The 26,356-nt window shown below is 53.6% G+C and carries 28 protein-coding genes; 15 read left to right on the top strand and 13 right to left on the bottom strand.

Annotated elements, in window-relative coordinates; genetic code table 11:
• Positions 1 to 201 precede the first annotated feature (201 nt).
• From rpmB to ACJJJA_RS00600, 6 genes are all read left to right on the top strand, one after another.
• The gene (rpmB, locus tag ACJJJA_RS00625) at positions 202 to 438 is read left to right on the top strand and encodes a 50S ribosomal protein L28 (RefSeq protein WP_020413982.1); all 237 of its coding nucleotides are present in this window, start codon (positions 202 to 204) and stop codon (positions 436 to 438) included.
• A gap of 36 nt (positions 439 to 474) precedes the next feature.
• Complete coding sequence (gene rpmG, locus ACJJJA_RS00620; protein WP_020413983.1) at positions 475 to 630, top strand: 50S ribosomal protein L33; 156 nt, start codon at positions 475 to 477, stop codon at positions 628 to 630.
• An 87-nt stretch (positions 631 to 717) separates the two neighbouring features.
• Positions 718 to 1,533: a bifunctional DNA-formamidopyrimidine glycosylase/DNA-(apurinic or apyrimidinic site) lyase gene (mutM, locus tag ACJJJA_RS00615; protein WP_444883195.1), complete on the top strand. Its 816-nt coding sequence runs from the start codon at positions 718 to 720 to the stop codon at positions 1,531 to 1,533.
• Positions 1,534 to 1,606: 73 nt separating this feature from the next.
• Entirely contained in the window at positions 1,607 to 1,765 is a 159-nt protein-coding gene (locus ACJJJA_RS00610; protein ID WP_444903461.1) for a DUF5993 family protein, read from the top strand.
• Between the two features lie 13 nt (positions 1,766 to 1,778).
• On the top strand, positions 1,779 to 2,318 hold the full coding sequence (locus tag ACJJJA_RS00605; RefSeq protein ID WP_444903460.1) for a disulfide bond formation protein B: 540 nt from the start codon (positions 1,779 to 1,781) through the stop codon (positions 2,316 to 2,318).
• A gap of 81 nt (positions 2,319 to 2,399) precedes the next feature.
• Positions 2,400 to 4,079: an amidohydrolase gene (locus ACJJJA_RS00600; RefSeq protein ID WP_444903459.1), complete on the top strand. Its 1,680-nt coding sequence runs from the start codon at positions 2,400 to 2,402 to the stop codon at positions 4,077 to 4,079.
• Positions 4,080 to 4,101: 22 nt separating this feature from the next.
• Here the strand turns inward: ACJJJA_RS00600 and ACJJJA_RS00595 are convergent, their stop codons facing one another.
• From ACJJJA_RS00595 to rsmD, 4 genes are all read right to left on the bottom strand, one after another.
• Positions 4,102 to 5,739 carry an NAD-dependent malic enzyme gene (locus ACJJJA_RS00595; RefSeq protein WP_444903458.1) on the bottom strand — a complete coding sequence of 546 codons (1,638 nt, stop codon included), beginning with the start codon at positions 5,737 to 5,739 and terminating at the stop codon, positions 4,102 to 4,104.
• Positions 5,740 to 5,887: 148 nt separating this feature from the next.
• Positions 5,888 to 7,606, bottom strand: a complete 1,719-nt coding sequence (ggt, locus tag ACJJJA_RS00590) for a gamma-glutamyltransferase (protein WP_444903457.1) — start codon at positions 7,604 to 7,606, stop codon at positions 5,888 to 5,890.
• Between the two features lie 62 nt (positions 7,607 to 7,668).
• Positions 7,669 to 8,145: a pantetheine-phosphate adenylyltransferase gene (gene coaD, locus ACJJJA_RS00585; RefSeq protein ID WP_252083870.1), complete on the bottom strand. Its 477-nt coding sequence runs from the start codon at positions 8,143 to 8,145 to the stop codon at positions 7,669 to 7,671.
• 96 nt (positions 8,146 to 8,241) lie between these two features.
• The gene (gene rsmD, locus ACJJJA_RS00580) at positions 8,242 to 8,841 is read right to left on the bottom strand and encodes a 16S rRNA (guanine(966)-N(2))-methyltransferase RsmD (protein WP_444899485.1); all 600 of its coding nucleotides are present in this window, start codon (positions 8,839 to 8,841) and stop codon (positions 8,242 to 8,244) included.
• Positions 8,842 to 9,109: 268 nt separating this feature from the next.
• On the opposite strand from rsmD, the gene ftsY reads away from it, so the two are divergent.
• The 6 genes from ftsY to trmB all read left to right on the top strand — a co-directional run bounded on the left by ftsY (position 9,110) and on the right by trmB (position 14,404).
• Positions 9,110 to 10,252, top strand: a complete 1,143-nt coding sequence (gene ftsY / locus ACJJJA_RS00575) for a signal recognition particle-docking protein FtsY (protein WP_444905272.1) — start codon at positions 9,110 to 9,112, stop codon at positions 10,250 to 10,252.
• A gap of 40 nt (positions 10,253 to 10,292) precedes the next feature.
• Positions 10,293 to 10,979, top strand: a complete 687-nt coding sequence (ftsE, locus tag ACJJJA_RS00570; protein WP_444903456.1) for a cell division ATP-binding protein FtsE — start codon at positions 10,293 to 10,295, stop codon at positions 10,977 to 10,979.
• The gene (gene ftsX, locus ACJJJA_RS00565; RefSeq protein WP_444903455.1) at positions 10,960 to 11,976 is read left to right on the top strand and encodes a permease-like cell division protein FtsX; all 1,017 of its coding nucleotides are present in this window, start codon (positions 10,960 to 10,962) and stop codon (positions 11,974 to 11,976) included. The genes ftsE and ftsX overlap by 20 nt, the downstream gene beginning before the upstream one ends.
• A gap of 237 nt (positions 11,977 to 12,213) precedes the next feature.
• Positions 12,214 to 13,068 carry an RNA polymerase sigma factor RpoH gene (gene rpoH / locus ACJJJA_RS00560; RefSeq protein WP_252083866.1) on the top strand — a complete coding sequence of 285 codons (855 nt, stop codon included), beginning with the start codon at positions 12,214 to 12,216 and terminating at the stop codon, positions 13,066 to 13,068.
• Between the two features lie 103 nt (positions 13,069 to 13,171).
• Positions 13,172 to 13,549, top strand: a complete 378-nt coding sequence (locus ACJJJA_RS00555; RefSeq protein WP_444903454.1) for a DUF423 domain-containing protein — start codon at positions 13,172 to 13,174, stop codon at positions 13,547 to 13,549.
• Positions 13,550 to 13,612: 63 nt separating this feature from the next.
• Positions 13,613 to 14,404, top strand: coding sequence for a tRNA (guanosine(46)-N7)-methyltransferase TrmB (trmB, locus tag ACJJJA_RS00550; protein WP_444903453.1), 792 nt, complete (start codon positions 13,613 to 13,615; stop codon positions 14,402 to 14,404).
• A gap of 90 nt (positions 14,405 to 14,494) precedes the next feature.
• On the opposite strand, the gene ACJJJA_RS00545 is transcribed toward trmB, so the two are convergent.
• Complete coding sequence (locus ACJJJA_RS00545) at positions 14,495 to 15,499, bottom strand: hypothetical protein (RefSeq protein ID WP_252083863.1); 1,005 nt, start codon at positions 15,497 to 15,499, stop codon at positions 14,495 to 14,497.
• A 202-nt stretch (positions 15,500 to 15,701) separates the two neighbouring features.
• Here ACJJJA_RS00545 and ACJJJA_RS00540 point away from each other — a divergent pair, with 202 nt between their 5' ends.
• Entirely contained in the window at positions 15,702 to 16,598 is an 897-nt protein-coding gene (locus tag ACJJJA_RS00540) for an outer membrane beta-barrel protein (RefSeq protein ID WP_252083862.1), read from the top strand.
• Between the two features lie 88 nt (positions 16,599 to 16,686).
• On the opposite strand, the gene ACJJJA_RS00535 is transcribed toward ACJJJA_RS00540, so the two are convergent.
• Positions 16,687 to 18,603 (bottom strand): ATP-binding cassette domain-containing protein, encoded by a 1,917-nt coding sequence (locus ACJJJA_RS00535; RefSeq protein ID WP_444903452.1) that lies wholly within the window; start codon positions 18,601 to 18,603, stop codon positions 16,687 to 16,689.
• Between the two features lie 109 nt (positions 18,604 to 18,712).
• Between ACJJJA_RS00535 and ACJJJA_RS00530 the strand changes: the two genes are divergently transcribed.
• A complete protein-coding gene (locus ACJJJA_RS00530) occupies positions 18,713 to 19,213 on the top strand; it encodes a TIGR02444 family protein (RefSeq protein ID WP_444903451.1) in 501 nt (166 codons plus the stop codon).
• 174 nt (positions 19,214 to 19,387) lie between these two features.
• On the opposite strand, the gene ACJJJA_RS00525 is transcribed toward ACJJJA_RS00530, so the two are convergent.
• The gene (locus ACJJJA_RS00525; RefSeq protein ID WP_444889050.1) at positions 19,388 to 20,326 is read right to left on the bottom strand and encodes a hypothetical protein; all 939 of its coding nucleotides are present in this window, start codon (positions 20,324 to 20,326) and stop codon (positions 19,388 to 19,390) included.
• Between the two features lie 455 nt (positions 20,327 to 20,781).
• Here ACJJJA_RS00525 and bamJ point away from each other — a divergent pair, with 455 nt between their 5' ends.
• Positions 20,782 to 21,570 carry an FKBP-type peptidyl-prolyl cis-trans isomerase gene (gene bamJ, locus ACJJJA_RS00520; protein WP_252083858.1) on the top strand — a complete coding sequence of 263 codons (789 nt, stop codon included), beginning with the start codon at positions 20,782 to 20,784 and terminating at the stop codon, positions 21,568 to 21,570.
• 212 nt (positions 21,571 to 21,782) lie between these two features.
• Here the strand turns inward: bamJ and rsd are convergent, their stop codons facing one another.
• The 6 genes from rsd to gshA form a co-directional block, all read right to left on the bottom strand.
• Positions 21,783 to 22,250, bottom strand: a complete 468-nt coding sequence (rsd, locus tag ACJJJA_RS00515; RefSeq protein WP_252083857.1) for a sigma D regulator — start codon at positions 22,248 to 22,250, stop codon at positions 21,783 to 21,785.
• Positions 22,251 to 22,438: 188 nt separating this feature from the next.
• The gene (locus ACJJJA_RS00510) at positions 22,439 to 23,128 is read right to left on the bottom strand and encodes an LrgB family protein (protein ID WP_444903450.1); all 690 of its coding nucleotides are present in this window, start codon (positions 23,126 to 23,128) and stop codon (positions 22,439 to 22,441) included.
• Positions 23,118 to 23,513, bottom strand: coding sequence for a CidA/LrgA family protein (locus ACJJJA_RS00505; RefSeq protein WP_444889052.1), 396 nt, complete (start codon positions 23,511 to 23,513; stop codon positions 23,118 to 23,120). Before ACJJJA_RS00505 ends, ACJJJA_RS00510 begins: the two co-directional genes overlap by 11 nt.
• 46 nt (positions 23,514 to 23,559) lie before the next feature.
• Positions 23,560 to 24,051, bottom strand: a complete 492-nt coding sequence (locus ACJJJA_RS00500) for a disulfide bond formation protein B (RefSeq protein ID WP_252083854.1) — start codon at positions 24,049 to 24,051, stop codon at positions 23,560 to 23,562.
• A complete protein-coding gene (locus ACJJJA_RS00495; RefSeq protein ID WP_252083853.1) occupies positions 24,048 to 24,650 on the bottom strand; it encodes an acyl carrier protein phosphodiesterase in 603 nt (200 codons plus the stop codon). The genes ACJJJA_RS00500 and ACJJJA_RS00495 overlap by 4 nt, the downstream gene beginning before the upstream one ends.
• 59 nt (positions 24,651 to 24,709) lie before the next feature.
• On the bottom strand, positions 24,710 to 26,293 hold the full coding sequence (gene gshA, locus ACJJJA_RS00490; protein WP_444887562.1) for a glutamate--cysteine ligase: 1,584 nt from the start codon (positions 26,291 to 26,293) through the stop codon (positions 24,710 to 24,712).
• Positions 26,294 to 26,356 lie beyond the last annotated feature (63 nt).

Below are 26,356 nucleotides of genomic sequence, written 5' to 3'. Positions count from 1 at the left end.
ACGCAGAAGTACTGTACAAAACTTGCTCCCTACGGGCTCTTTTGGTATAAAACGCCGCTCTTTGCGGCCGGGCCAGATTCTGCACAGGTTCCGCCGCCATCCAGGAACCGGATTAGAATCCCGATTTTTATGTTCCCGCACACCCTTTTCCTCTTCAGGATTGGCGCCATGCGGGCACAAGCGTTTTGAAGAGGCCAACAGATGTCCAAGGTATGTCAGGTAACCGGTAAGCGTCCGGTAACCGGAAACAATGTATCCCACGCTAAGAACCGCACCAAGCGTCGCTTCGTGCCGAACCTGCACAGCCACCGTTTCTGGGTTGAGTCCGAGAAGCGTTTTGTGAAACTGCGTGTTTCCGCAAAAGGCATGCGCGTTATCGATAAGAAAGGTATCGACGCTGTCCTGACTGAGCTGCGCGCCCGCGGCGAAAAAGTATAATTAGCTGTATTCAGCTAACTGATTGGAGATTGAGCAATGCGTGAGAAGATTCGTCTGAATTCCAGCGCCGGTACTGGCCACTTCTACACCACTACCAAGAACAAGCGCAACATGCCTGAGAAAATGGAGATCAAAAAGTACGATCCCGTTGTTCGCAAGCACGTTATGTACAAAGAAGGCAAAATCAAGTAATTGCCTTTCGAGTACTCGCAGAAGAGCCCGGTTCTTGCCGGGCTTTTTTGTGTCCGCTCCTCGGCTACAGCCATCGTGAGATGAGAAATGCCTGAACTCCCAGAAGTAGAAACCACCTGCCGTGGCCTCGCCCCCCATCTAGAGGGACAGTGGGTGCGATCGGTTGTGGTGCGACAGGCACGACTGCGCTGGCCTGTGGACCTGGACTTCGCCAAGCACATTAAAAATGCCCGTATTCTGAAGCTGGAGCGTCGCGCCAAATACTTACTGGTGCATACAGATAAGGGGTGTGCCATCTGGCATTTGGGGATGTCTGGAAGCCTGCGCTTGGTCGAGCAGGAAGAATCCCCTGAGAAGCACGACCATATCGACTGGCGACTCGATAGTGGCCTGACCCTGCGCTACAGGGATCCACGCCGGTTTGGCGCTCTTCTGTGGACCGCAGCAGACCCCCTGGCCCACGATCTCCTCAGTCATTTAGGGCCAGAGCCGCTGTCGGAGAGTTTTAGTGGTGACTACCTGTTCGCCGCTTCCCGCAAGCGTAAACAGTCGGTGAAAACGTTCATAATGGATGGGCGTATCGTGGTGGGGGTGGGGAATATTTATGCCAGTGAATCCCTCTTCCTGGCAGGTATCCGCCCGGATCGTGAAGCGGGCTCTATTTCAAAAGCCCGCTATCTGCGCCTTGCAGAGGCGATCAAAAAGGTATTGAGTCGTGCCATTGCCCAAGGTGGCACTACCCTGCGGGACTTTATCGGTGGTGATGGCAAGCCGGGATATTTCGCCCAGGAACTCAATGTCTACGGCCGCGCGGGAGCACCTTGCCCCAGTTGTGGGAGCCCGGTGCGGGATATGGTTCTGGGCCAGCGCAGTACCTTCTTTTGCACTCGTTGCCAGCGTTGAGTTTACTTTGCGGTAGGGCATTGGCGGGAATTTACTACTAATCTCAGAGTATTGCTGTCTGTGGAGATGGCCCGTGGTATTGGTACTGCCTTTTCTTACCGTTCTGATTGCAGCCTGGTATATATGGAAGCGCCGCCAGCGCGCGGCCACCGTGTGGTGGTTGTTGACTATGGTGATTTACATCATCTGGTTGATTTATCACTCGAACACAACGCTGGACCTCTCCTTCTAGCCGGGGTGCCGCTATGGTGTATATGGTCCGAAGGCTTGATGCCCTGGCTCTTCTCGGCCTCTCTGCGTTTCTCTGGGCGGCTTTTATCATCGAGCTTTACGAGCACCAACTGCCCTGCCCCATATGCCTGCTTCAGCGTGTAGCCTTTACCATGGCTGGCTTGGGCTTGCTGATGAACCTGCGATTTGGTGTACGTCCCGCTCACTACGGAATTGTTATTCTCTCGAGTATTGCCGGGCTGGCTGCTGCCGGGCGCCAGGTGTTGTTGCATATTCTGCCCAATAACCCCGGATTTGGAGAGCCCTTTCTCGGCTTGCATCTCTATACCTGGGCGGCCGTGGCTTTTTTTGGGCTGCTTACTTATTGCGGGGTCGCAATGATGTTGGGCTTCTTGCGGCGGAACCTGTCACCGCGTCGATTCACCTTTCCCGAGAAATTTATCGCGGTGCTGTTTCTCACCATTGCCATGGCGAACCTGGCCAGCACCCTATTGGAGTGCGGTCTAGGTCCCTGTACGAGAGGCTCTTTCGGCTATCACTGGCTGTGGCCTTGAAAAAATCGTTGAATTGCTAGTCTCGCTGAATTTTTCCACAGTGGAAAATTGAGGGGATAGGGCAAATCCGTGGGAAGCTATATGCGTTTATTCAGTTTGCTATCGATTCTTTTGCTCCTCTCCTGTGATCCTCTAGAAAAGAGCGTGGGCTTCATTCCCACCGCCAATCCCACCCCAAGCAAGCCCGCTCAGTTAATTGTCCGTAACGCCACTATTTATACCGCGGATAAAGCCCGATCTATTGCTGCGGCGATGGCAATCAGGGGTGGGCGCATTGTCTTTGTCGGCACTGAAGCAGGTGTTGAAGCTTATATTGGCGGGGATACTGAAATTGTAGATCTGAATGGTAAGCTGGTTTTACCTGGCTTTTTCCAAAGGGCAAAAATTCGGGGGGCGGCATCCAGAATCAACTTATTTTCTGGAGGCTCCATTGAAGATTACCGTTTGGCGGTAGCGCGTTATATTCGAGAGAATCCGCAACAGCAAGTGATTGTGGGTGATGGTTGGAATTTGCAGGCATTTTCTGCTGAGCCTCCGCACAAAGGAATTCTCGATCAAATCAATGACCTGATCCCGATTATTTTATTTTCTTCAGATCGAAACAATATCTGGACAAATTCAGAAGGTCTGGCTGCCGCAGGAATTAATAACGATAGTGTGAATCCTCCTAATGGATTTATAGAAAAAAATGAACACGGCATTGCTACTGGTTGGTTGCGGGGTCCTGGCGCTGTCACATTAATAGAGAAATTGATCCCGCAGGATATAAGCGGAGATTACCGAAAAGACTTGCTCAGAATGCAATATTTAGCGGTTAGTAATGGTGTGACAAGCCTCTATGATTCCGTTGTTGTATTAAAAGATGAGGAAGGCCAAAAGCGTTATTTTGATCAAATATCCGAAATTGAACCCATGGGTTTTCGCGTGCTGGTCTCAATGGCGGTTAGTACAGATTTTTCCGACAAAGATTTTAGTTCGTTGCAGCAAAAGGTTAGTCAAATAACAATTGATGACTTTAGACTGATTTCGATAAGTTATATTGGATGGTTGCCGGAAAATTTAGAGGTATGGATCACTACTGAACCAATCTCAAGAACTTCTGGTTCGATTAAAGAGGTTATTAGCTTGGCGCAAAGGGCTAATGCTCACCAATTTCCCATACAGATTTTAGTCTCTGGAGAAGAGGAAACTGATAAAGCTTTAAATATACTGGGAAAGTTGGAGGGGGGGGGCACCAAAATACGCAATGCAATTGTTAATGCTTCTTTAGATAAAGAGTCCACTCTGGATCAGCTTTCCCAGATGCATAGTGCCGTATTTATGCAACCAAAAAATATTTTCCTCTTGTATAGCGGCCGAGAAGGTTCAACGGAGGGCAGAAGTTTAAAGGGCGGAGAAAAATATATTCCCATGAGTGTCTCTTTATTATCTTCTGACCCCTCTCAGATTCGTGGCATGGTGGATCCAATGGCGGTTATTTATCGGGGATTAAATCTAGGAATTTCTATTGATGACCTGGTTGAGGCTTTTACAATTAATGCTGCCTATTCTGGAGGCTTGGAAAAGGAAACGGGCAGTATCGAAAAGGGTAAGTGGGCTGATTTTATTGTTTTAGATAGAAATATATTTAATGTTTCTAAAAATCAGGTTGATGAAGCCAAAGTGATAAAGACTTTTTATAAGGGACGCTTGGTGTTTGACCGGAAATCTTTAAGAAATTCAGACAATGAACCAAGATCAATACAACTAGACACCTTCTGACCTTTGTTGCATTGGGTTAAATTCAAATATAAGAAAGATATTCAGCTTTATAAGTATGTTTTTCTATAAATTCTAAAAAATCTTTTGGCGGCTCCAGTGTGCTGAGCCCAAGTTCAAAGATTTTCTTGCTGACTTTTGCGGCTGTATTTTGGGATATTTCTAAAATTTTTGATTGTGGCGGAAACAGACAGCCCTGCTGCAGTAGATCTTGACCAACTTGCTCAGCAACTCCACGGGCGGCCTCAATAAATAGTGAATCGGGCACACGTTTAGCACTTGTTGCATAAATTGCCATTGCTACCGCGGGGAAGATATATAAATTATTCGCTTGGCCTGGCAAATAGGTTTTTCCATGCAGTGTGACCTTGGGGAATTGTACGCCGGCGGCATAGATGGCTCGGCCTTGGCTCCAACTGTAGGCCTGCTCCGCACTGCATTCGGCATGTTCGGTTGGGTTGGACAGAGAAAAAATAATGGGTCGCGGGTTGTGTGCGGCCATAGTTTCCACGACTTCCTGGGTAAATAATTGACCAACAGTACTGACGCCAATCAAGGTGGTTGGCTTGTGAGTTTTTATGGCCTCCAATAATTGTGAAGTTGGGGATTGGTCGTGTGCGTAGGGGCGCTGGAAGTCGAAAAGGTCTTCACGACTTTTTACCAGCAGTCCCTTTTCATCGAACATAATAATGCGGGCTTGGGCCTCTTCCTTACAGAGCCCTTCATTGACCAGTTCACTCACAAATAAATCTGCAAGCCCTATGCCGGCAGAGCCGGCACCGGCGAAGAAGATTTTTTCATCCTTTAACGAGCCCTGTTTGATTTTCAGGGCGTTGATCATGCCGGCCAGGGCAATACCCGCAGTGCCTTGGATATCATCGTTATAGCAGCAGGCCCTGTCTCGATATCGTTGCAGCAGGTGGACGGCGTCACTACCGGTCCAGTCCTCAAAGTGCAGGCAGCAATGTGGATAGCGCTGCTGGATAGTGTCCACAAATTCATCCACAAAACGGTAAAGCGTCTCGGTATCCGGGCGTTTACGACGCAGGCCTACATAGAGTGGGTCTGCGAGTACTTGTTCATTATCGGTGCCGGCATCTAAAAAGAGTGGCAGTAAATGTTCTGGCGGTACGCCCCCGGCGGCGGTGTAAAGCTGCAGTTTACCAATGGGGATACCCATGCCATTCGCGCCGATATCCCCGAGCCCCAGAATTCGTCCGCCATTGGTGACACAAATAAATCGAATGTCCCGGTCCGGCCAGTGAGACAGGGAGCCGGCGATACTGCCCTTCTGTGCAATAGACAGATAGACACCCCTGACCCTGCGCATGATATGGCTGAACTTGGTACAGGCTTCACCGATAGTGGGGTCGTAAATGATCGGAAGGAAGCGCACCGGATCAGACATCACCACTCGGTAAAAGAGCGTCTCGTTGGTATCCAGTAGACCGGTCAGGTAGACAAATCGATCGATATCCGAATGTTTGTGGCTCAGCTGCATCATCACCCGCTCTACCTGGGTTTCGATGGTTTCCAGAGCGTAGGGAATCAGGCCGTTAAGGCCAAACTTGTTGCGTTCCGCTTCTGTAAAAGCAGTGCCCTTATTGGTGCTGGGGTCGTGCAGGAGTTCGATGCCAGTGGCATCTACTTTGCGGTGGTCCAAGAGGGGCCCTCCAGTTGCTTACGCTAGCTAGGGGGAAGTATGGACCACTCTAAAGAAGGGGCACGCTATCCGGAAAGCTGGTTTATGAATGGCAGCTTTCTAGGGGGGATGGTTTTGAGGAGGCATGCAATATGCCTCCTCCAGAAAATCAGTGCCCCAGCGCACTGCCTTCCCGACGGGGGTCGGCACCGCCGTGGAGTGCATTGTTTTTTACCGCGATTGCATGAATGCCACTGTTGAGATCGCGCTCGACGACCTCGTGCCCGCGTGCCCTGAGTTTATTGATGGTGTCTTGGCTAAAGAAACCGGGTTCAAGTTCGACACGCCGCCCGATAGCGCCAATGTTGCCGGCTGCGATGGCATCGGCAATGGGCATGTTCAGCCCCAGGTGGTAGAGAATGGTGCGGGCGGTGTAGTCGATAATACGTGACCCCCCGGGTGAGCCCACCAGTAGGCGCAGGCTGCCATCTTTATTAAATACCACCGTTGGCGACATGGAAGAGCGAGGTCGTTTGCCGGCCTGGATACGATTCGCCACCAACTGCCCTTTGGCTGTTTTTGGGGTAAAGGAAAAATCGGTCAACTGGTTATTCAGCAGAAAACCCTTTACCAGCAGGCGAGAGCCAAAGCCCGTTTCGATGCTGCTGGTCATGCTGACGCCATTGCCGTAGCGATCCACAACGACCAAATGGCTGGTGTTGGGCATCTCAGGTGATTGGGCCGTGAGGCGCTTGGTCGCCCCAGTGTTCGGATTGCCGGGCTTGGCTATGTTGGCGCTGTCAGGGTCAATTAGGGTCGCACGTTCGCTCAAGTAAGCGGGGGATACCAAAGCCTTACTGGGCACTTTGATAAAATCTGAGTCGGCCGAATAGGTGTTGCGATCGGCAAAGGCCAGTTCTGAGGCTTCGATAAACAAATGGGTGAGCAGGTCGTCCCCGGCTTCCATTTCAGCGATGGGAAAAGCTTGCAGCATGCCCAAAATGCCGCCCACGGTGGTGCCGCCCGATGAGGGCGCATCCGCACCACAGATCTGGTATTCGAGAAAAGCGGAACAGAGAGGCTGGCGCAGTTTGGCCCGATAATTGGCCATATCCTCAAGGTTGAGCAGACCGGGGTTTTCAGTGTCGCCGCGAACGGCCTTGACGACCGCTTCGGCGATCTCTCCTTTATAAAAAGCGTCCGCACCATCGCTGGCAATCATGCGCAGGGTGCGGGCATATTCCGGATTCCTCAGCCGGTGGCCCACCGGCAGGGGCCTGCCGTCGCTGTCAAAGAAATAACTGGCGATCGCCGGTCTTGCATCTACATGGGGTAGCCTGCTCAACAATTTGTGCAGACGCGGAGAGACTTCAAAGCCGCTTTCGGCTAGCTGGATGGCTGGCTGGAATAAAACTTCCCATGGCAGTTTGCCATCGCGCTGGTGCGCCATTTCCAACATGCGGATGACGCCAGGGACGCCCACTGAGTAGCCGCCAATAACCGCCTGCATAAATGAACGCGGTCTACCGTCGTGCATAAAGTAGTTTTCATCCACCTCTGCCGGAGCGGTTTCCCGGCCATCGTAATAGCGCAGCTGTTTATCTTTGGCGTCGTAGCTCAGCATAAAGGCGCCACCACCAATACCTGATGACTGGGGCTCCACCAACCCGAGCACCAACTGAGCGGTGATGGCTGCATCCACGGCACTACCGCCCTGCGCGAGGATTTGTTCGGCGGCGCGACTCGCGTGGGGGTTGGCGGTCACCGCCATATAGGATTTGGCCGTGGCAGACTTGATGGCACTGCGGCCGGTATCGACTTCCGGTTGCGGCTCATCGGCCATGGCCGGAGATAGAACAAGGGCGAGAGCGAGGAGAATGTGACGCACGAAACACTCCGCGGATTGTGGAAAAATCCGCTCGAGTGTATCAGAAATAACCAATTCGGGAGTTAGCGGAATTTCTCTTCCAGTGCCGCTTGTACAGCACTTGGAACAAATTTTGTGACATCTCCACCGAGAGAGGCAATTTCTCTAACTAAAGAGGAAGAAATATAGGACAAGTGTTCTGCTGGGGTCAGGAACAGGCTTTCCATATTCGGCGCCAGTTGGCGGTTCATATTAGCCAGCTGAAACTCGTATTCGAAGTCGGATACTGCGCGCAGGCCGCGTAGAACCCCGTAGGCATCCACCTGGCGCACCAGGTCAGCCAGCAGGATATCGAAGCCGATGACTTCCACATTGGGCAGATGGCCGAGTACGCGCTGGGAGAGCTCCACCCGCTCATCCAGGGTAAACAGAGGATTCTTTCGATTACTGGCGGCTACGGCCACGATGACGTGGTCAAATAGGCGACAGGCCCGCTCCACCAAATCGAGATGACCATTGGTGATTGGGTCGAAAGTTCCGGGGTAGACAACTTTTTTCATACGCCAAGGATAAATGCGGGCTGAAAGGGATGCGAATGGTAAACAATTTACGGCTAAGGCTCAAAACCGAATGCGTTAACCTGACCCGCTGACCGGTCAGTGTTCAGTGGTTGCATCGGAGTTATTACGAAACAGTCGCATACAGACCTGACCAGCGCGCTTTTCCTTGATTAACGACCAGTCGTTCGCAGCAGAAATAACAATGTCTCGGGGTGTCTCGATATAAATCAGAGCACCTTCTGAGAGCCTGCCAGTGAGAGCGCCGAGACTCTCCTGCCACAAATCGTCTGCAAAGGGCGGATCGATAAAGACAATATCGTAAGGCTTGCCGCCACCGACCAAAAAATCTGCTGCCCGGCAGTTATGCACCTCGCCATCTGTGGCTTCGAGTAGCTGGAGTTGCTGGTTTAGGGTGCGTGCAGCCTGGGGATTCAGTTCGACGAAATCCACTGAGGCCGCGCCACGGGATAGAGATTCCAGACCCAGGGCGCCGGAGCCGGCGAAGAGGTCGAGGCATTGTGCGCCAGGTAGGTGAAACTGCAACCAGTTGAACAGGGTTTCGCGCAGGCGATCGCCGGTAGGTCTCAACCCCTCAACCGGGGCAAATTGCAATTTGCGCCCGCGCCACTGCCCTCCGATGATGCGCAATTGGGAAAGGGGCTGTGTGCTTTGCTTGCGCGATGAACTTCTGGCCAAGGTAACTCTCTACTGGGGGCTTAGCGATGCTAAGATTAGCGTCTTTCTGCAAGCGGTACACCCGGATAAACGAATGATCTTTGATTTCCTGCGCAAAAAGAAAAAGCGCAAGCCCGAACAAAGCGAGCCCCAAGGGGAGCAGGCCGAAGCGGTTGGCTCACCAGAGGAGGCCCCGGCGGAAGAGTGGCAGGAGCCATCTGTCACCGATAAAGAGCCCGCTGCACCCCAGGAGGCCGCTGCCGAGTCAGCAGAGGCGCCCGCTCCAGAGATGGAACAAGCGACTGCTGATGTGCAGGAACCATCCACAGAAGCTGTTGAGCCGTCGCCCGCTAGTACAGCCAATGCGCAGCCCGAAATTCAGTCTAGCCCTGAATCTGAGTTGCCAGCCGATACTGCAGCAGCAGCGTCAGAACCGGCTCCTCGGGTTCAGGAGCCAGCGCCCAAGCCCACCCCCGTGCAGGAAAAACCCGTAGCGAAAAAGAAAGAGGGTTTCTTTGCACGTATTCGCCGCGGGCTCAGCCGCACCAGCAATCAGTTTGTCGAGGGCATGGGCAACCTGTTCCTCGGAGCCAAAGAAATCGATGAAGATCTGTTGGAAGAACTGGAAACCCAGCTGCTGATGGCAGATGTGGGTGTCGAGGCCACCAGTGAGATTGTTGAGCGCCTCACTGAGCGCGTCTCGCGCCGCGAGCTGGCCGATGGCGATGCGCTCTATAAAGCGCTGCAGCAGGAGTTGGCAGAGCTGCTCGACAGTGTCGACGCGCCTTTAGTGTTGGATACCAGTAAAAAGCCCTATGTGATTTTGGTAGTCGGCGTTAACGGCGTTGGTAAGACCACCACTATCGGCAAGCTGGCGCACCGTTTCCTCGGCGAAGGCAAATCGGTGATGCTCGCCGCCGGCGACACTTTCCGCGCCGCAGCGGTAGAGCAGTTACAGGTTTGGGGGCAGCGCCACGATGTGCCGGTGGTGGCTCAGCATACCGGTGCGGACAGCGCCTCGGTAATTTTTGATGCGGTCCAGTCGGCCCAGGCCCGTGGTATTGATTTGGTGATCGCCGATACAGCCGGCCGCCTGCACACCAAGTCCAACCTGATGGAAGAGTTGACCAAGGTGCGCCGCGTAATGGGCAAGCTGGATCCCAGCGCGCCCCACGAGGTGCTATTGGTGCTGGATGCCGGCACCGGCCAGAATGCAATTAACCAGGCTGCGCAATTCCGCGAGGCGGCCGGTGTCACCGGTCTGGTGCTCACTAAGCTTGACGGCACCGCCAAGGGTGGCGTGATCTTTGCCCTGGCGCGGCGTTTCGGTATTCCTGTGCGCTTTATCGGTGTGGGTGAACAGGCTGAGGATCTGCAGCCGTTCCGCGCGCGCGAATTTGTCTCGGCGCTGTTTGGCCGCGATACCGCTTGATCGCCACTAAACCCTCTTAGGGAATAACAAGAACAAAATCGTGATCACCTTTGACAATGTGAATAAGCGCTATGCATCGGGGCAGGACGCCCTGGTGCGTATCAACTTGGAAGTCCCCCGCGGGGATATGGTGTTTCTCACCGGTCATTCAGGTGCGGGTAAGAGCACACTTTTGCGGCTGTTGACCGCCATCGAGCGCCCCACTAAAGGCTCGATTTTGGTCGCAGGGCAGAATCTCAACCGCCTGCGCAATAGCCAGATCCCCTATTACCGCCGCAACCTGGGTATCGTTTTTCAAAACCACCAGCTGCTGTTTGATCGCAGTGTGTTCGACAATATCGCTCTGCCACTGGCAGTGGCCGGCTGCAGCAAACGCGAAGTGGGCCGCCGGGTGCGCGCCGCTCTAGACAAGGTAGGCCTCCTGGACAAGGAGAAACACAATCCCATTACCCTGTCTGGAGGGGAGCAGCAGCGGGTGGGTATCGCCCGCGCAGTAGTGAACAAGCCGGCGATCCTGGTAGCGGATGAGCCTACAGGTAATCTGGACCCTCAGCTGTCACAGGAGATCATGCAACTGTTTTCCGACTTTAATGCCGTGGGCGTCACTGTACTGGTGGCAAGCCACGACCTGGAATTGATAGCGCGCATGCGCCGGCGGGTATTGACCCTGCAAGCCGGTCAGTTGATCTACGACGGAGTCCCAAGCCGTGAAGCACACCCAGTCTAGAGTCCAGCGCCCGGCGAGCAGTGGCATTGAAAAGCGCCCGCGTAGCAGTGGCGCGGTGGCTGCTCGCACCGGTATTTCGGATCGCTGGCAGTCCTGGCTCGACCACCATCGCCAGGTAGCACGGGAATCCCTGCGCCGTTTTTTCGCTACGCCCATGGCTAGTGCTATGACCGCCCTGGTAATCGCTATAGCCCTGGCCCTGCCCGCCGCATTGCAACTTGGGTTGGCAAATTTTCAGCGCGCTGTGGCCGGCTGGGATGGTCAGCCGCAGATTTCAGTATTTCTAAATAAGAGAGCACAGAAAGCGGCAGTAGACTCCTTCGCCGCCAAACTGCGCAGCGACCCGGCCATCGCAGAGGTGACTTATATTTCTCCGGAAGCGGCGCTGGCGGAATTCGAGCAGTCATCCGGTCTCGGCGATCTCCTGATGGGACTCGATGCCAACCCTCTGCCGGCAGTATTGCTGCTGCGCCCGCGAGATGCCCATGACAGCGAAAAATTGCAGCGCATTGTGGATAACCTACAGGAGCACGCCCTGAGTGACTCGGTGGTGCTCGATCTGGCCTGGGTGCAGCGCCTAACCCAGCTGACGGAGCTGGGGCAACGGATGTCCGCAGGGCTCGCGCTGCTGTTAGCGCTGGGGGTTATCCTGGTGGTGGTCAATACGATTCGCCTGCACATTGAGAGCCGCCGGGAGGAAATCCTGGTGGTAAAGCTTGTGGGTGGCACAAACGCTTTTGTGCGCAGACCTTTCCTCTACAGTGGTCTCTGTTATGGGGCTTTTGGCGGACTGCTGGCATGGGCTCTGTTACTGGGGGCGGTGTTGCTATTGTCCGGGCCGATCTCAGGCCTCTCCTCTAGCTACGGCAGTAACTACAGCCTAGTTGGGCCCGGTTTCAGCTATTTTGTTGGCCTTATCGGTGGCGCTGCTTTGCTTGGGCTGCTGGGGGCCTGGCTGGCGGCGGGCCGTCACTTGCGCGAGATCGAACCCTGCTGAGAAGAGTGTTTACGCTTCTTGGTTTAGCCAAGAAGCGTAAAGCTGTAGCGAATTGGGGAACCTAGGTGGGATTTGGTCCCTCTAAACGGCTGCAATACAAGGGAATACGGCAGTTGGCGGCGGACTTTCTTAACCGCTCGTGCAAGTGCTACACTGAGTCCAGCCTGTTGCCGGATAAAGTGTCCGACGACAGCGGCCGCTGGAATCGGCCGACTAATAATGAGAGGAGAAACCTGAATGGGAACCAGCCTACAGCCAGTGCATACGCTGTCTCCGGGCGCCAACCTGGGAGCTTACATCCAGACCGTCAGCAGCTTCGATGTGCTGTCCGCGGAGGAAGAAAAGCGCCTGGCAGAAGACCTCTATTATCGCGAAGATATTAACGCGGCCCGCCAACTGGTCATGTCCCACCTGCGCTTTGTCGTACATATTGCCAAGTCTTATTCTGGCTATGGACTCAACCAGTCGGACCTGGTGCAGGAAGGCAATGTTGGTCTGATGAAGGCGGTTAAACGCTTTAACCCCGAGAAAGGGGTACGTTTGGTCTCCTTTGCGGTGCACTGGATCAAAGCGGAAATTCACGAATTTATCCTGCGCAACTGGCGCATCGTGAAGATCGCTACCACCAAGGCACAGCGCAAGTTGTTCTTCAACCTGCGTGGTCAGAAGAAGAAACTGGCCTGGCTGAGCAACGATGAAGCCAAGGCGGTGGCTAAAGATTTGAATGTGGATGTCGCCCAGGTCCATGAGATGGAGGGCCGCCTTGCCGCTCATGATGCCGCATTTGATGCGGGGGTGGACGACGATGACGACACCGCCTGGCAAGCGCCGGCACACTACCTGGAAGACCGCAGTTATGATCCGGCAGCTCAGTTGGAGCGGGATAACTGGCAGGAAACCAGCTTCAACAGTCTGGCCAATGCTATGGAGCAGCTCGACGAGCGCAGCCGCGATATTATCCAGGCACGCTGGCTGAGCGAGGAGAAATCCACTCTGCACGAGTTGGCAGATAAATACGGAGTCTCCGCCGAACGTATCCGTCAGCTGGAGAAGAACGCCATGAAAAAAGTGCGTGCGGCTATGGAGGCCTGATAGCGCACTTTGGCAGTTCGGAAAAAACCGCGCAGCAGCGCGGTTTTTTTATTTCTGCGATGCATGGACCCGCTTCGTCGGGCGCAAAAAAATGGGATAAGCCATGGTTAAAGTTTACCTTCTACTCGCCGCATTATTTGGCGCCAGTGGCGTTGCTCTCGGTGCCTTTGGCGCACACGGCCTGCGTGGCAAGGTCGCCGAGCCGCTATTGGAAGCCTACAAGACCGGTGTGCAGTACCAGATGATCCACGCCCTGGCGCTATTGGCTGTGGCGCTGCTGATACAGAATTGGGGAGAACGTCTGTCACTCACTCTGAGCGGCGCTTTCTTTGTATTTGGCTTGGTGTTTTTTTCCGGTAGTCTCTACGCCCTTACCCTGGGTGGGCCGCGTTGGCTGGGGCCGATTGCACCGATTGGTGGGTTATTGATGATCGCCGGCTGGGTGACACTGTTTATTGCCGCCGTGAATACCCCCAAATAGCCGGGCTGTCGCCTATCAAAACCCGAATAAGAGAAAACCGTTTCGCATAAGAGGTCGCGAACAATGCAAGACGAATCCGCGGAAGAGTTTCCCTACCGCACCGAGTACAAGAAAAAATCTATCCGCAGCTACGTGATTCGTGCGGGGCGGATGACTGAGGGGCAGCGCCGCGCCTTTGATACTTACTGGGGAAAATATGGTCTGTCGCTCTTCGATGGCCCTCTGAATCCAGTTGAGGCATTTGGCCGTGAGGCTCCGCTTGTGTTGGAGATCGGTTTTGGTATGGGCGACTCACTGCTTGCCATGGCCCAGGCCGAACCGGATAAGAATTTTATTGGTATTGAGGTGCATCCTCCCGGTGTGGGTCGGCTGATTAACAATGCCGGTAAAGCCGGGGTTGAGAATCTCAAAATTTATATGGCCGATGCGGTGGATGTTTTGAATGACTGCATTGGGGATGGCATTTTGGACAGGTTCCAATTGTATTTTCCCGATCCCTGGCATAAGAAGAAGCACCATAAGCGCCGCATCGTGCAGCCGCAGTTTGTGCGCCTGATTTGCAGCAAGCTGAAAACCGGCGGTGTCATGCATATGGCTACGGACTGGCAGAATTATGCCGAGCATATGCTGGAAGTGTTGCAAGCGGAGTCACTGCTGGAGAATACCTCCTCCAATGATGACTATGTCGAGCGTCCAGAGTGGCGCTCGGAAACCAAGTTTGAGCGCCGCGGCCAGCGCCTTGGGCACGGTGTCTGGGATCTGGTGTACCGCCGCCTGCCCGGAGAAGCTCCCGCTCTGGCGCCGAGCGAAGAGACTGTTGAAAAGCCTTCCAAGCCGGCACCGGAGGTCGAATAATATCCAATTTTCCACTTGGAGAGTTTTAGCAATAAGCGCCGACTGTAAGTCGGCGTTCTCCCCCACCTACGGCAGTACCCCACCCTTTCTTTAAACGTACAGCTGCCAGTTCTTCTTGAAAGATTCCCAGCGCTGTTTGTCTGCGGTGATACGGATATTTCTTACCGAATTTTCGTTGTAGTACATCCAATCCGATAACACGATATTGTTTTGGCTGCCGGCATAGTAGCGCATGCGGAAGCGGCGAATATATTGGTTGGGTATTGCCAGGAAGGCTACCTCACGACCGGGGGTGACGTTGGCGACCTCAACGCATTCATGTCCAGTTTTGTCGAACTCATAGACAAATCCGGCGATGGCTTTATCCACCCTGTCGGTTTGGTGCAGGTAGTAGTAACGCACCGGACAGTAAGTTTTGTTGTGCCAGGCAAAGCGCGCTACCACGTTGGGATCGTCAGTGCTGGATATCACCTGGCAGGAAGCGCCGCTACCGAGATGGGGGTCGTGGCGGTTGTTGTTATCCATTTTTGGAAAAAATCCCCCTGACTGCCACAGCATTTGCGGCGGCCGGGTATCCCCCCGGTACAGGCGCCCCGGTGTCATATGCAGGTTAAAACCCGAGCGGCTAAAACGATAACGATACAGATTGAAAGGGATGTCATTGTGGTTCTGAATATTGCCCAGAGCCAAAGGTTCTGACAATGCGGCTTCACTGGCCTGGCGATACCAGCAATAGGCGCCGCCCAGCAATGTAGTAATGGCGTTTTGACGTCGCTGTATTCCATCCGAAGTGAGCTGTTGTACCGGGTTAGAGGGATTGAAGCCGGTCAACCAGGTATACATTGCCTCTATAAGGCTTTGGGATGTGTTGGATATGCGGGTGTAATCCAGAGTCTGGATCAGTGCAGCCTGAGTCACTAACTGATCAATTCGGGTTAGTCCATCTTTACTGCGGCTGTACTTCCAACTGCAGCGAGAATTCTGTTGAAAATCGGTGGCGTATTCTCGAATAGTTTTTGGTGGGCGGCACGAAGTTTGAATCAACTCTGGGCGAACCAGGTTTCTTACGTAGTTATCTATGTTTGGCGCCAGCATCGGTTAACTCTCCGCTGTTTATAAGTATATTTTTTATTTCCCGTCTATGATTTTCATATTGGGCGCGGCATTAAATAGTAGTTTTATTAAAAATGCAGAACAAATAACACAAAGATAATCGAATTAATTTGAATTTAAAGTAGTTAATCAAATTAATAAAAATTGAAAGGGGGATAGTTTTAAAAAGATTTCGGTGTCAGTAATGGGTAAATGCCATACTTCCATTTCAATCCTCTGCGGTGCTGTGTTGCTTTTTTCTGTCAGCAATGTTTCGGCCGATTTTGTCGGTACCCTCAATCTCTATGCCAATGGCGGTAAATACTGGTTTAACAGTGACCGTTTAAACGGAACCCCTTTTCACGGATTGACTTTGCAGGATACCACCGGTGGTGGTGGTGGCCTGGGATTTAATATGACCAACTACTGGGCGATGGAGGGGGTGGTCGATTACTTTATTGTTGGAGTGGATGATTTTCCCGAAAAGCTCGAGATTTACAATTACCACCTGGACCTCCTCTACCAATTTGGTGGGCAATTCTGTGGTGATTTTTGTTGGCAGCCATATGTGGCTTTTGGCGTTGGCGAGATGCGCATTAATTATGATAAGGCGCCGAAAAAACGTTACAGGAGATATTACACGGACGAGGATGGGATAGAACGTTACGACTGTAAATATCGGTATAAACACGGTTATAAATATCCTGACTGGCACCCCTACCGGAGATATCTGTGCAACTGGCATGATCGCCAAACCATGGTCAATCTCGGTCTGGGGATAAAATATAGCCTCGGTCCCCGCTGGCAGGCCCGTGCGGATGTGCGACTTTTTCAGGGGGTGGATCACGGTGGGTTGGATGGTTTTGCCAGCGTTGCGATTGGCTACCAGTGGATCGAGTACCCGGACTTTTGGTACGACGAGGATGCGGACGGGATTATCGATGCAACCGATCAGTGCCCACAGACCCCGGTAGGTGTGGATGTTGGCCCCGATGGCTGCCCCATGGATATCGACTTTGATGGCGTGCCGGCCTATATCGATCAGTGCCCGAATACACCGGTCGGTACCGCCGTGGATGAATATGGCTGTATTCGCAGATAGCTAATGCCTTTTTAAAGACTTCCGGGGTAGCTCCTGGAGGGCGGTGATGATGCCCTCCAGGAGCTACTTTGATAGGCAAACGGTCTAGTTACTCCCCGCGCAATTGTTCAAGTTGCTCGGAAATTTCCAGCCATTCCATTTCCAGAAGGTCGAGAGCTTCGCGATATTCGGTTTGCTCTTTATTGAGACGTGCAATTTCATCTTGCTGACCTCCCATGTAGAGTTGCTCATCGGCCAACTTGCCTTGAACTTTTTGAAGTTTTTCCTCTGTTGCGGCCATTTGCCGCTCAATATTTTTTAATTTATTGGTCAAGGGTTTTAGTTGTTCTCGCAGGGCGGCAGCGGCACGGCGTTGGGCCTTTTTATCTTCTGCAGGTTTTTCCTGATTATCACCGCTTTCTACTGATTTTTCCTCACGCCGCTTTTCCCGGTTAAAACCCAGTAGCCACTGTTTGTAGTCCTCGAGGTCACCGCTATAGGGTTCCGCACGACCATTTGCGACCAGAATAAATTCATCGGCGGTATTGGCGAGTAGATGGCGATCATGGGATACCAAAATAACCGCACCGGGGAACTCAGCCAGGGCCATGGTAAGAGCATGGCGCATTTCCAGGTCTAGGTGGTTGGTGGGCTCATCGAGCAGTAGTAGGTTGGGTTTTTGCCAGGCGAGGATCGCCAATGCCAGGCGGGCCTTCTCTCCACCAGAAAAGCCGGCTACGGTTTCAAAGACCCGGTCGCCAATAAAGCCGTATCCGCCGAGGAAGTCGCGCAGAGACTGCTCACTGGCCTCGGGACTCAGTCGTTGCAGGTGTAATAAAGGAGAGGCCTTGCCATCCAGAGCTTCGAGCTGGTGTTGGGCAAAATAGCCAATAGCCAGGTGTTCGCCACACTGGCGCTCACCGCTCTTGGGGGCAAGCTCGCCGGCAAGGGTTTTAATTAGCGATGACTTACCCGCGCCATTGGGACCGAGCAGGCCGATACGGCGGCCGGGCTGAATACCCAGTTGTACTTTCCTCACGACCACTTTGTCGGCGTAGCCGATATCAGTTTCGCGCAGGTCGATCAGCGGATTGGAAGTTTTATCCGCAGATGGCAGGGTGAAGTGAAAGGGTGAGTCCACATGGGCTGGGGCGATTTGTGCCATGCGGTCCAATGCCTTTAAACGACTCTGCGCCTGTTTGGCCTTGCTGGCTTTGGCGCGAAAGCGCCGCACAAAGTCTTCCATGTGGGCGCGTTCGGATTGCTGTTTTTCGTATTGTATTTGTTGCTGGGCTAAGCGCTCGGCGCGTGTGCGTTCGAAGGCGCTGTAGTTGCCGCTATAAAGCACGAGCTTTTGCTGTTCAAAACTGACAATGCCATCAACCACTGCATCGAGGAAATCGCGATCATGGGAAATAATTAACAGGGTGCCGGGGAAACGCTGTAGCCACTGTTCCAGCCAGAGGGTCGCGTCTAGATCCAGGTGATTGGTGGGTTCGTCCAGCAGCATCAAATCCGCGGGGCACATCAATGCTCTAGCCAAATTGAGGCGAATGCGCCAGCCACCGGAAAAGCTGCGTACCGGGCGCTGTTGTTCTGCGTGCGCAAAACCCAGGCCGTCGAGTAACTGTGCGGCACGCGCGGGCCCGCTATAGCCGTCGATGCTGGCCATACGCTCGTGCAGCTCGGCCAGTTTGTGGCCATCGGATTCCCCGCTGGTCTCAGCCTTTGTGAGCTGGTCTTGCAGGTTGCGCAGTTCCCGATCGCCGTCGAGTACATAGTCGAGGGCCGACTGATCGCTAGCCTCCACCTCCTGGGCCATATGGGCAATTCGCCAGCCGCCGGGGATATCCACCTGTCCAGCGTCGCTTTCCAGTTGACCCAGTAGCAACTTAAACAGCGTTGACTTACCACAGCCATTCGCGCCGATAATTCCCACCTTGTGGCCGGGGAATATACGGCAGTCTGCACCGTTTAGCAGGTCGCGCTCGCCTCGATGCAGGGAGACACCTTGCAAATTAATCACTGGAAAAAACCTCTTATGAACAGGCCGATGAATGCTAGGCTATTCGACGTATTTGTACGTATTCGCCGCCGCTTGAGCGCGCCGAACCGCAAAGGGCCTGGATTTTAACGTGACAGATAGCACACCTCCATCCTCTTCCAAGGAAAACCCACTGTGGCAGTTCAGTCTGGACTTCTATCGTCATCAAGGGGTTGAAGACTTCTTGCTCGACTGCCAGGACACGAAGGGGGCCGACGTGTGTTTAATGCTTTGGGCTAGCTATGCAGCGGTTTGTGGACACCAGTTGAGTGAGGAGGGGTGGCGTGTGGCTGATCGCGGTTTGGCACCGCGTCGTAGAATGATTATCAGTGTACGCCACCTGCGTCGCTTACTGGGGCGCTTTCGCCCTCATACAGTGCGTGTGTACGAAATGTGTAAGCGTTATGAATTGAAATTGGAACGCTTGCAGCTGGCGGCACTTTGGAAAATTTGTCTGGAGGCATGGCCGGGAGATAAGCCTGCGCTACAGCTTGCGGGGCAGCAATATGGGCTTTTACAAAAAGATCAGGTTCACTGGGCAGGTCTGATTGAGAGTTTTATGGCTTCGGTCGAAAATCTGGATGCCGTCTGAATTTTTCAGGCAGCGGCTTTAGCAAACACAGTGTGCTGCCAATAAAATTGGAAGGTTTCTACCTACTACCAATCCCATACTTCCAATAAATTATACCGTAATGGACTGGCTACTTGGCACCCACCCTAATAGAACCGGCCGGGTGCCAATCTGTTTACAAAGTATTAGGAGCGCCTATTCGCCACGGTGACCCTCTGTGGAAAACAGGCTATTGGCCGGTGTAGTTGGCGTAATCGATGGTGCTGGTGGAGTTTGCTCCAGTGGTTTTTGCTGCTCATCAGATGCCAGGTTCTTTGCTTCTTCAGTGGGTTTTTCCTGAATTTTGCTTTCACTGGGTGCGGCTTGCTTGGGTTTTTCCTGTTGCGGCTTTCCTTCTTTGGCCTTTACCTGCTCAGGTTTAGCAACTTCAGAAGTTTTTGTCGCTGTTGCGGCTTTAGTTTGGGTAGCTTTCTTGCTGGCGGGTTTTGCTACTTTTTGCTTGCTCGCGGTGGTAGTTTTTGCTGGCTTGGTAGCGGTTTTCTTTGTGCTACTAACTGCTGCCTTCTTAGACGGTTTAGCAGTACTCGTCTTTTTCGCAGCAGCTTTCTTTTCGCTGGCCTTTGCTGCTACCGTCTTTCTCGTAGATTTTGCCGTGCCAGCTTTTACAGACTTAGCAGAGGTTTTACTGGTGGCTTGCTTAGTGGCGGTGGGTTTTTTCGCCTTAGGCTGAGTCTTAAGCAGCTCTTTTTCCGTTTTGGCTGCGACTTTGCGTACGGTTTCCGCCGCTTTGAGCTCTGCCTTGGCTCTGGCTTGCAGATACTTGGCGTCGGCAGCAGCTTGCTTAGCCTGTTGAAATACCTCGTTAAATTTCTCTACATTGCTTTTAGCGGTTTCCACACGCTTTAGAGCTGCGGGCGTCTTGGTGGTTTTCGCCTTAGCGCGGGCTTCACCCAGTTTGTCCTTTGCCTTACTCAGCTTGTCTTTTGCTGAGGTCAGGTTTTTTCCGGCCTTAAGTACCGCTTTGCCGGCATCGGTGATTTTCTTATTGCGGGCTTTGTCCAGTTTTGCGGCGAGTTTGGAAATTTGTGCTTCCAGCTCTGCAACCGGATTGACAGCTTTTGGTTTGGCAGCCATGAGTAAATGTCCTGACGTTTATTATCGATTGGCACTTCCGGATAGTGCGCTCTTCTTCCTTTAAATACGATGGATACCGCTCTAGCAAGAGATATGCGCACCGCGCACTGCCCCAAACTGAAAAGCACTTCAAACAGTCCAGAACAATAACCGGTTACTGGCCGATAATAGCGCTGTTTTTAAAAAAAATGTATGCCGTGTACTGCGAAAAAAGCGTTGTCTGCAGATTTTTTGTGAAGCGGCTGGAACCAGCAAGGGGAATGTGGTGTCCTGCACAGTGTGCGCGTCATCAGTATGCACTGGGAGTCGCCTTGGGTTAGACTTGGGCGCACTGGCGGAAACTGTGCGCCTGGTGGCTTAGGGCCTGAACAGAGTTGCTTGAAATACCGCTGTTGGCGTTGGACCAAGGTCAAGCGCGAATCTATAAACGCAATACGGACAAAGAGACAACACCCATGAATAAATACCCTTTGGCTGCAGCAATTGCCCTTGGCCTGGCGCTGACCGGCTGTAACGAACAGGGACAGAAGCAGGAAAAAGAAGTTGCCCTGGACACTCAGGAGAAGAAGGTCAGCTACATCATTGCCGAAGACATGGCTAAGCGCCTAAAGGCTCAAGATGTGCAGCTGGATCCCAAAGTGGTTGCGATGGCACTGAACGACGTTGCCAGTGGCCGCGAGGATCGCTTGTCCGATGAAGAAAAGCAGCAGACTATTGCCGCTTTCCAGGAGCAGATGCAGAAGAAACAGCAGGAAATGCTGGCTCAGCAGGAGAAAGAATTTAAAGAGAGCGCCGACAAAAATATGCAGGAAGGCAAGACTTTCCTCGAAGAGAACGCGAAGAAAGATGGTGTAGTCACCACTGATTCTGGCCTGCAGTATAAAGTGATTAAAGAAGGTAGCGGCAGCAAGCCAAGCGCTACCAGCACCGTTGAAGTTGATTACAAGGGCACCCTGATTAACGGTGAGGAGTTCGACAGCTCTTACGCGCGCGGTGAGCCGGTTCAGTTTCCGGTAAACGGGGTAATCAAGGGCTGGACAGAAGCTCTGCAACTGATGAAAGAAGGCTCCAAGTGGGAACTTTATATCCCCTCTGAGCTTGCTTACGGTCCCGGTGGTGCAGGCGGTAAAATTGGCCCCAATGCCACTCTGATTTTTGAAGTGGAACTGCACAAAGCAAATGTTGCTGGTGATGAGGGTTCCGAGAAAAAAGAAGAAAAGAAAGAAGAAGCTCCATCTGAATAATCTGACTTTTCGAACTTTACTGAAAAAGGGCGCCAATAGGCGCCCTTTTTTTGTGCTTGAATTTATTTCGCTTGGCTACCTGGTTTTATTTAAAGATTAAATGCATTCGCAGATATATTCCGGCTAACTGGTCGTCAGCCGGCGAGTGAAGGCGAGCAAAAAATAGGAGTCCCTGGGCAACGAAAAATTGCATGCAACAAGAGGCGGCTGTGCTAGGCGATCCGATTTTTGTGAGCGGTGTGTAACAGGGCGATCATTCTATCTTCGGAGCTAAAGCGGGTTTCTAGCGCCTCTCCCAGTTCGGACAGATCCGGTGCCAGGCTGGAAAGGTCGTCCGTCTCCAGATATTTATCGTTGAAATCAACGGCGATATCTGTAGTCCTATCGATATCATCGTAGAGTTCACAAGCTTTTTGCAGACCTTGTTTATCATCGAAGGCCTGCCCCTCACGCATCAGTTGTTCATAGACCTCAAAATGACCGGCCGAGACATAGTCCACCAGCAGCTGGCACAGCTGACGGACACGGTCTTCGGTTTCGGGGTCATCCTCGCTGAATTCCTTTTTTTCGGAGAGGTGGTAGAAACTCACTAATAGGTTTTGTCGTGACTGAAGCCAGCGGTCAATAATTTCGCTGACACCACCCCAGCGCTCCCGCGCCGACTTGCAATTTTCCAGCATCGCCAAGATGTCCTTTTGTTACTGTTGCTGTTGCTGTTGCTGCAGTGGCAGCTTATTAGCTTTTTGCTGATCTCGAAGGCCCTTAGGAAGATAGGAGATTCCCCCGCCGGCAGCAAGGAGTCAGGCGCAAAGTACGTCAGAATGCTGTGACGGCTGTGTAAATTTCACTGCTCGCGTCGTCAGGTGACTCAGGGGGCGATAATTAGCGGTAACAATAGCGCGCTTAAGGCGCCACAGAGTCCCATAGCGAGGGCGGCACAGGCGCCACATAGCGCACTGATTTCCAGTGCGCGCGCCGTGCCCACGGCGTGGGCATTGATACCGAGCACCACGCCGAGAATCCGCTCGTCGCGAATACCTAGGCGGCGCACCAGCGGTGGTCCGGCCAGGGCTCCTACCACGCCGGTGAGCACCACGATTGCTGCGGTCAGGCTTAAGCTCGCGTGAACTTTTTCGGCAATTGCAAGTGCGATGGGTGTGGTAATGGATTTTCCGCTAAGGGCGAGTAGTACAGACTTCCCCACTCCGAGTAATAGTGCGATCCCCACAGCAATTGCTGGGGCCAACAGGGCTCCGACGGTAATGGTTACCAGCAGGGGCCAGCCAGCGCGGCGAATTACTGTCAGGTTTTGTTTCAGCGGTACGGCCAGCGCGACTACGGCCGGACCCAGTAAGACGTAGAGTAGACCGCTGGCATCCTGGTAGTCGCGGTAGGGAATATCCAGGCTATAGAGAGCTGCGAAAACTAGCAGGCTTGCGGTGATTATCGGGTGTAACAGTACCGTACCCGTGCGTCGGTACAGCAGTACCCCAAACCAGAAGGCACCGCAGCTCAATGGCAGGGCAAACAGCGGGCTGTGTAGTAACTCACTGCTCATTGTTGTGCACTATATCGGTTTTTCTGAGTAGGCGGCGCAGCAACAGAGTGCACAGCGTAAGGCTGATCAGGGTGCCAAAAAGAATTGCGGCGAGCAGGCCCAGCCAATCGGATAAGGAGAGATCGCGCAGAAAGAAGACCCCAGTGGCGGCGGGTAAAAATAGCAGCGGCAGTAAAAAGAGCAGCTGTGCACTGACTTTTGCCAGGCCGCGGGGCACGCTGCCGTAGACCATTAGGCCCACCAGTAGCAGCAACATACCCACTACAGCACCGGGCACCGGTAGGGCGAGCGCCTTTCCGATCAGGCTACCGAGCCGTTCGCAGCCAAACAGGATTGCGATACCGAGCACCCAATGGGCTAGCTCGCGTGGGGATGGTGCTGTCATTGGCAAAGGGCGGCTCCGCTGAGCCGCGGTTTAGTGTCCGGTTGATTCAGGCTTTGCGAAATGCCTGCCAGCCGCCAAATAAGATCAGTCCGGCAAAACCGATAGCGGACCAGCCGGGGATACTGAGGCCCATCATGGTCCATTGGACTTCGGCGCAGTTGCCGTCGCCGGTGAGCAGTGCTTTAAGGACATCGGCCATAGGAAAGACCTCCATCATGTAGCTGACACTGGGTCCGCAGGCGGGCACCTGGCCCTCCGGCAGGCTCTGCAGCCACAGCTGGCGCCCGGCAAAATAGAGGCCGCCCAGAGCCCAAATGGAAACCAGCAACCCATAAACGCGCCGGCCGATCGTTGCAGGATTGTGCAGGAAGGCTATGAGAGAGACCAGTCCAATGCCAAGTAACATCACCCGCTGGGTAATACACAGCTTGCAGGGCTCCAGGCCCCGAGCGTACTCCAGATAAAAGGCGGAGCCGAGCAAAAAGACGACAATTAGAAATACCAACAGAAAGGTAATGCGCGGGTTGGGTAAGGTCATGGTTTATCGGATCCTGAATAGTGCTGCCGAAAGCGCTGGGCTTCGAGATTCAAGTCGGTTAGTAGTTTATTGAAATTGTTTTCCAGTTTTGCCCGCCCGCTACTGAGCTCAGGCAGTATTTCCTGCAGCGCAACCGGTTGGCGCAGGCGCTGACCTACCCGCTCCAGGGTAAGGCCGATGATGCGTTCCTCGCGGTAACTCTGCAGTAATTTAATTTGCTCGGCACGGGCCATAAATGCCCGTGCCTGCGGCGGAATATACCGGCTGTGGCTGCGAAAGTCTCTCCAGCACTGGTCGCAAAATTCTTCCAGGCTCTGTGGATGCCACTCCTGCCAATGCTGTGCCAACAGATGGTCGAACCAGATATCCAGTGCGATACCGGCATAGCGGCGCCAGCTGGGGTCCAACTGCGCCAGGGCCTCACGATAAGAGGCATTGCTGTCGGTGCTGGCATCAATGCGGCGGTGCAGTTTGATACCGGCCTCAATGGCCTCCGGTCGCTCGCCTTTGAGTGGACCCTTCACAAAATCTCCGAGTAGCCCACCCAGGCGCCAGCGGGTGTCGGGACCAGAAAGCAGCAGGTGGGCGAGATAGTTCATGCGCTCAATCCCTATGGGCGGATATCCGGACCCTGCGCCGGTGCTCTGTATTGCCAGGGCTAGCCCTGGCAACACATATATTGCGCGTAGTAGTGGCTGAGGAATTCCTCGAAGGAGCCCTTGTCTTCCGCTTCCACGCGCTTTTGTCTGAGCAGGGACTCCTCGGCTTCACGAGAGAAATCCCGCACCGACTCGCTGTCGAGAGGACGCTCGAGAAAGTAGCGGCGATGTTGCTCGGCTTTGTGCATAGCCCAATGGTAGAAGTTCAGGTTTTGCTCCTGCATTTCCGCCAGGATCTGCTGGGCTGGGGTGGGTATTTCCCCTTTGACCTTGGCGCGCTGAACTCCTACGGCACTGCGGTACTGGTCGCCGCCCCAAGCGCTGTCGAGTAACTCGGCTACAGTATCCACCTCCCCGAGTAGCTGGGAAGCCCACTCACTGAGCTCCCGTTCGCTTCCGTTGCTGCGCAGCTTGAGGCCGGGCTCGTGGCCGCGATAGACGATACGCTGTTGGTTTTCCTGGGTCGAACGGTAATCGACCTCATCGGTCTCCGGGCTCTCTGTCAGCAGGCAGTGCAGCAGGAAGCTGTCGATAAAGCGCATTTGTTGCGCATCGATGCCCAGCGGCATAAACGGGTTTAGGTCTAGGCAGCGCACCTCGATATATTCGACCCCGCGATTATCCAGTGCCGCCAGGGCGGTCTCACCGCGTTTGGCGGGATTTTTTGGCCTGATCGGTGAATAGAATTCATTTTCGATTTGCAGCACGCCGGCGGAAAGCTGCTGATACTGTCCATCGCTATCCTTGACTCCGAGCTCGTTGTAGGGGCCATAGGGCCGGCTAATCGCTGAACAGAGCGTGGACAGGTAGCTGCGCAAGTTGTTGTAGCAAACCACCAGAGACTGCTGCACTTCGCTGTTGTAGCCCAGGTCGCCCATGCGCAGGGAGGTGGCGAAGGGAGCGTGTAGGGTGTGACCGTCGCCGTTAAAAGCTTCGAGCTTATGCTGGCGTCCTTCGACAAAAGAGGAACACACCGCAGGTGCGGCTCCAAACAGGTAGATCAGCAGCCAGTAGTTGCGGCGGAAATTACGGATCAGGTCGAAGTAGCGGCGGGTCTTGAATTCGCACAGGGCTTCACTGCTGCCTTCGAACTCGTGCAGCCACAGCCAGAATTCATCCGGCAGAGAAAAATTGTAGTGGATACCGGCGATGGTCTGCATGGCGCGGCCGTAGCGCAGGCCGAGTCCCAGCCGATAAATGGTCTTCATAGTGCCGCTATGGGAATCTCCGTAGCGGGCCACCGGGATATCGCTATCGGCGCCGATAACACAGGGCATGCTGTTGACCCACAGGCGTTCGTCTCCGATCTGGCTGTAGGTAAAGCGATGAATGCGGTCGAGAATCCGAAGGGCTTCCTCCGGGGTAGCCACCGGAGGGGTAATAAATTCCAGCAGCGCCTCAGAAAAATCGGTGGTGATGCTCTCGTGGGTCAGCGCGGAGCCCAGTGTCTGCGCGTGTGGCGTTTGCGCCAGGGTGCCGTCGTGGGCGACCCGCAGACTCTCTTTTTCCAGGCCGCGACGTATGCCCTTGAGCAGTTGCACGGGTTTGGCCTGGGATAGGGCAGCCAGGTGGGGAATAGGCACTCGAATCTCCTTGGTACTACCGGAACTCTTTCTTGTTGTCGCCGTTGGGGCTACTTGTGCCGG

It is taken from the genome of Microbulbifer mixtoriginis (SeqCode), assembly GCF_052466865.1.
Note: the sequence above shows the minus strand (reverse complement) of the source record. Positions and strands in the feature narration are given on the sequence as shown.

Bases quoted from the DNA above. Each gene is read 5' to 3' on its own strand.
- ACJJJA_RS00525 (WP_444889050.1), bottom strand. From the start codon at position 20,326: ATGGCTGCCAAACCAAAAGCTGTCAATCCGGTTGCAGAGCTGGAAGCA.
- rpmG (WP_020413983.1), top strand. From the start codon at position 475: ATGCGTGAGAAGATTCGTCTGAATTCCAGCGCCGGTACTGGCCACTTC.
- ACJJJA_RS00555 (WP_444903454.1), top strand. From the start codon at position 13,172: ATGGTTAAAGTTTACCTTCTACTCGCCGCATTATTTGGCGCCAGTGGC.
- ACJJJA_RS00540 (WP_252083862.1), top strand. From the start codon at position 15,702: ATGGGTAAATGCCATACTTCCATTTCAATCCTCTGCGGTGCTGTGTTG.
- ACJJJA_RS00600 (WP_444903459.1), top strand. From the start codon at position 2,400: ATGCGTTTATTCAGTTTGCTATCGATTCTTTTGCTCCTCTCCTGTGAT.
- bamJ (WP_252083858.1), top strand. From the start codon at position 20,782: ATGAATAAATACCCTTTGGCTGCAGCAATTGCCCTTGGCCTGGCGCTG.
- ftsY (WP_444905272.1), top strand. From the start codon at position 9,110: ATGGAACAAGCGACTGCTGATGTGCAGGAACCATCCACAGAAGCTGTT.
- ACJJJA_RS00510 (WP_444903450.1), bottom strand. From the start codon at position 23,128: ATGAGCAGTGAGTTACTACACAGCCCGCTGTTTGCCCTGCCATTGAGC.
- ACJJJA_RS00545 (WP_252083863.1), bottom strand. From the start codon at position 15,499: ATGCTGGCGCCAAACATAGATAACTACGTAAGAAACCTGGTTCGCCCA.
- trmB (WP_444903453.1), top strand. From the start codon at position 13,613: ATGCAAGACGAATCCGCGGAAGAGTTTCCCTACCGCACCGAGTACAAG.
- coaD (WP_252083870.1), bottom strand. From the start codon at position 8,145: ATGAAAAAAGTTGTCTACCCCGGAACTTTCGACCCAATCACCAATGGT.
- rpmB (WP_020413982.1), top strand. From the start codon at position 202: ATGTCCAAGGTATGTCAGGTAACCGGTAAGCGTCCGGTAACCGGAAAC.
- ACJJJA_RS00500 (WP_252083854.1), bottom strand. From the start codon at position 24,051: ATGACCTTACCCAACCCGCGCATTACCTTTCTGTTGGTATTTCTAATT.
- rsd (WP_252083857.1), bottom strand. From the start codon at position 22,250: ATGCTGGAAAATTGCAAGTCGGCGCGGGAGCGCTGGGGTGGTGTCAGC.
- ACJJJA_RS00605 (WP_444903460.1), top strand. From the start codon at position 1,779: ATGGTGTATATGGTCCGAAGGCTTGATGCCCTGGCTCTTCTCGGCCTC.
- ACJJJA_RS00495 (WP_252083853.1), bottom strand. From the start codon at position 24,650: ATGAACTATCTCGCCCACCTGCTGCTTTCTGGTCCCGACACCCGCTGG.
- rpoH (WP_252083866.1), top strand. From the start codon at position 12,214: ATGGGAACCAGCCTACAGCCAGTGCATACGCTGTCTCCGGGCGCCAAC.
- mutM (WP_444883195.1), top strand. From the start codon at position 718: ATGCCTGAACTCCCAGAAGTAGAAACCACCTGCCGTGGCCTCGCCCCC.
- ACJJJA_RS00505 (WP_444889052.1), bottom strand. From the start codon at position 23,513: ATGACAGCACCATCCCCACGCGAGCTAGCCCATTGGGTGCTCGGTATC.